This is a genomic window from Paraglaciecola sp. (genome assembly GCF_030730205.1).
Taxonomy (GTDB): domain Bacteria; phylum Pseudomonadota; class Gammaproteobacteria; order Enterobacterales; family Alteromonadaceae; genus Paraglaciecola.
In genome coordinates, this window is the sequence record NZ_JANQVQ010000098.1 from 1 (window position 1) to 4,164 (window position 4,164).

Here is a 4,164-nt window from a genome sequence, read left to right on the forward strand (position 1 = left end):
TGGCTTATCAAGGTTTACAACATAGTCATTCTGCACAAGGCATGATGGCCAGAGCAGGTTATGAACATTACAGCCTAGCGGGTGGTGGCATGAGCCATTACCTCGACAAAGGTTATGTGCCCTACCCCTTACCAGAAAACGAAAGTAACTATGGTAATCACCGCCGTGGCACGGGCATGACCTTAGAATACGCCTTTCAAGATCACGCGTTAGCTCAGTTTGCCAAAGCCTTGGGCCACGACAAAGACTATGCGTATTACAGTAAACGTGCACAAAACTATCGACATGTATTTGATGCAGAATCAGGCTTTATGCGCTCGCGAAATGCAGATGGTAGCTGGCAAACCCCCTTTGATCCTTATTTGTATGAAAACGGCTTTGTTGAGTCTAACCCAGCACAAGGTACGTGGTTCGTGCCCCATGATATCCAGGGTTTAGCTGAACTTATGGGGGGCAATGAGGTATTAATTCAACGCCTTGATGATGCTTTTAAAATCGCAGAAAAACAGGAGTTTACCTCTGGTAAAGCCCATGCCCATGAGGCTAACGCTGATTACAGCCGCACGCCTATTAATTACGGCAATCAGCCCAGTATGCAAACTGCGTTTATTTTTAGTGCGGCAGGTGCGCCTTGGAAAACTCAATACTGGTCAAGGAAAGTCGTTGATACGGTGTACGCAGATTTAAGCCCTGACTTTGGCTACAACGGCGATGAAGATCAGGGCTTGATGGGCAGTTTGAGTGTACTGATGAAGATAGGTTTATTTCAACTCACTGGTGGTACAGAAGTCGACCCAATTTATTGGATAGGTAGCCCGCAGTTTGAACGCATCGATATTCATCTTGATCAGCAATATTACTCGGGCCGCACATTTAGCATCGTCGCCACAGGTAATAATGCAACAAGCCCCTATATCAAGGCCATCAAACTAAACGGGCTTACCCTGTCACGCACCTATTTGCGCCACAGTGAAATAGTACAAGGTGGTGTGCTCGAATTAACCATGTCTGACACGCCCAATACCAGCTTAAAATAACGAGATGAGCCGTATTCAGTGTTTACTATTTGATAACGATGGCACCTTAGTCGACAGTGAATGGCTGTGTAATCGCGCCATCGCTATTTTGTTTCGGCCATTGGGCGTAAGACTGAATACCGCTTACTTGGTCAAACATTATCGCGGGGGTGAGTTAGCAAAAATCTTTGCAAATTTAGCTGAAACTCACCAAGTAACACTTAGCGATGATTTTATTGAACGTTATCGAGCAGTGGTAGCCGAGTTATTTAAACGTAAACTCAACCCTATTAGCGGCATACCTGAAGCCCTCGAGCAATTGCCGCAAGCCAAAGCAGTGGTGTCAAATGGGCCGCTGACAAAAATTCAGCAAGCTTTAGACCTGTGCGGTTTAAGCCAGTACTTTAATAAAAACCTATTTAGTGCCTACGATATTGGCGTCTTTAAACCCGACCCCGCCATCTACCTATGCAGTGCCCAAAAAATGGGTTTTGCGCCCTCGCAATGTGCCGTGATTGAAGACAGCATGGCTGGTATAGAGGCGGGTGTAAAAGCCGGGATGCACGTATTTTTTTATAACCCCCATCAAGAAAATTGCCCTTTCGAGCAGGTTTACCACTTTGAAAATGCCGCTCAACTGCCCAGTTTAATTGCCAAGATTCGTTAATAGTGAGCGCTCTCACTCAGCCATAGACGCTTCATTGATTTACCTTTTGATAAGGCGTTCGATGAAATTGACACCGGTGTCAATAGTGTGTTAAAAATACGTTAACACCCTCAAGAAGCGTTTGTTTGCCCGCTTCATGAGCAAAGAATTGTAACTATTAAAAAAGAGTCATTCCATGTCTAATTTAGTCAAAACGTCGCTGTTGTTAAGCGCGACTATTTTTTGTAACAGCAGTATTGCCCAGACCACTTACCACCAATATATCGACCCGTTTATCGGCTCAGTAGGCTTAGGTAATGTATTTGTTGGACCAAGCAATCCTTTTGGCATGGTAAAACCAGGTCCAGATATTGGCACTCACAGTAACAGTGGTTACGATCCTGACTTAAACAAAGCTCTTGTGGGGTTTAGCCAAATCCATGTTAGTGGTACAGGTGGCGGCCCGAAATACGGCAATATTTCCGTTATGCCTTACTCTGGTGACTTTGATAGCCTTAAGCAACACAGTTTACGCACCAGTGAAAGAACCAAAGTGGGTTATTACGCCACAGAATTGAGTAAATGGGGCATCACAGCCGAATTAGCCACCGCTGATCGAGCCGCCTTTCATCGCTATACCTTCAAAGACACCAAACACAACGCCATTAAAATAGACGGTGGTTTTTTTCTGGGTGAGAAGTCGGTACCTGACTCCCGTGAAGCTCAACAATTTGTGGGCTCTGAAGTCGAGGTAGTGTCACCAACTGAAGTGCGCGGTTACAGTCGTATTCGTGGCGGTTGGAACAACGGCAGTGCTTATACCGTTTATTATGCAGCCATGTTTGATCAGCCCTGTGACAACTTCAGCACGTTTAAAGGTGAAACCCTTTACCCAGCGCAAATCAGCCAGTTTGATTCGGCTGAAAAAACCGGTTTAGTGTGTGAGTTTAGCAATCACAAAAGTAAAACGGTGAATCTGAAAATAGGACTGTCGTTTATCAGTGAAGCCAAAGCCAAACAAAACCTCAACAGCGAATTACCCAACTGGGATTTTGCTCAGGTAGTCAAGAATACGCAAAACAAGTGGGAGGCGCTAATTTCTAAAATTGAAGTTGATAAGTCCACCAGCCGTGAACAAAAAATCATGTTTTATACCGGCTTATATCATACCATGTTGATGCCAGTTGACCGTTCAGGCGAAAACCCATTATGGACAGCCACGCCCTACTACGATGATTTTTACGCCATTTGGGACACCTTTCGCTCATCCTCTCCGCTGATTACCTTGATCGCGCCCAAGCGTCAGGCAGACATCATCAACGCCATGCTAAATATCTATCAATACGACGGTTATTTACCTGAAGGACGCAGCGGTAACAGCAACGGCAGAACCCAAGGAGGCTCGAATGCTGATGTAGTGATTGCCGATGCCTACGTTAAAAAGTTAAGTGGCGTGAACTATCACCAAGCGTTAAAAGCCATGATTAAAAACGCCACTATTGCACCAGGCGGCAATGCGGAGCGTGAAGGCCGAGGCGGTTTAGAGGACTATAATCGTTTGGGTTATGTGTCTACTGACTACGTCCGTGCAGGCAATCGAACACTTGAATACGCTTATAATGACTTTGCACTGGCAACTGTCGCAGAAGGTTTAGAGCGCATGGGCGAGTATTACCGGTTTAGCCAACAAGCTGATAATTGGCAAAACCTATGGCGCGACATTGAACATGATGGGGCGCAGGGTTTTATTATGCCTAAAGATGCCAAGGGTAATTGGGTTGACGAAGTGCCGTGCGCCAGCACTGAAGGCTTAAACGCCCGTATTCCTTACACACCTATCGCCCAAGACTGGCCAAATTGTGTGTGTTGGTGGTGTGGCTTCTTCTATGAAGCCAGTTCGTGGGAATACTCGTTTTATGTGCCCCACGATGTCGCCAAACTCATTGAAAAAAGCGGCGGCAAGCAAGCCTTTGAACAGCGCTTAAATACCTTGTTTGATAAAGACTATTACAATGTCGGTAACGAACCCTCATTCTTAACCTCAACGCTTTACCACTGGTTAGGCAAACCCTATTTAAGCTCGGATAGAATTCATCAAATCATCGATAAACACTACCATAGTGGACGCGATGGCTTACCCGGTAACGACGACTCGGGTGCAATGTCCTCATGGTTAGCCTTTCATATGATGGGTTTATACCCTAATGCAGGCCAACCTTATTATTTACTCAATACACCGTATTTAAAGTCATCAACCTTGCATGTTGGTAACAACAAGATTTTCAAGATCAAAGCTGATAATTTAAGTGATAAAAACAAATATATCGTCTCTGCCACCTTGAACGGTAAAGACTTCAATAAGGCGTGGATTGAACACGAAGCTATCATCAACGGCGGAGAACTCATCCTCAAAATGGGCTCAAAGCCCTCTAAATGGGGTAGCGAAAACCTACCACCATCTAAGTCGATTCAACATTAGCATGATGGGTGCAAGCGGGATAT

Annotated in this window: 3 protein-coding genes; all 3 read left to right on the plus strand. The window is 45.2% G+C overall.

Annotated features, from left to right (window positions below; translation table 11 throughout):
- Nucleotides 1-1,037 (plus strand): glycoside hydrolase domain-containing protein (locus NWQ57_RS07875; RefSeq protein ID WP_306021597.1); only part of this gene is annotated, 1,037 nt, incomplete at its 5' end.
- 4 nt (nucleotides 1,038-1,041) lie between these two features.
- Nucleotides 1,042-1,683 carry an HAD-IA family hydrolase gene (locus NWQ57_RS07880; RefSeq protein ID WP_306021598.1) on the plus strand — a complete coding sequence of 214 codons (642 nt, stop codon included), beginning with the start codon at nucleotides 1,042-1,044 and terminating at the stop codon, nucleotides 1,681-1,683.
- A 175-nt stretch (nucleotides 1,684-1,858) separates the two neighbouring features.
- The gene (locus NWQ57_RS07885; protein WP_306021599.1) at nucleotides 1,859-4,141 is read left to right on the plus strand and encodes a GH92 family glycosyl hydrolase; all 2,283 of its coding nucleotides are present in this window, start codon (nucleotides 1,859-1,861) and stop codon (nucleotides 4,139-4,141) included.
- Nucleotides 4,142-4,164: the final 23 nt, after the last annotated feature.

Coding starts and splice junctions, on each gene's coding strand:
- NWQ57_RS07885 (WP_306021599.1), top strand. CDS start 1,859: ATGTCTAATTTAGTCAAAACGTCGCTGTTGTTAAGCGCGACTATTTTT.
- NWQ57_RS07880 (WP_306021598.1), top strand. CDS start 1,042: ATGAGCCGTATTCAGTGTTTACTATTTGATAACGATGGCACCTTAGTC.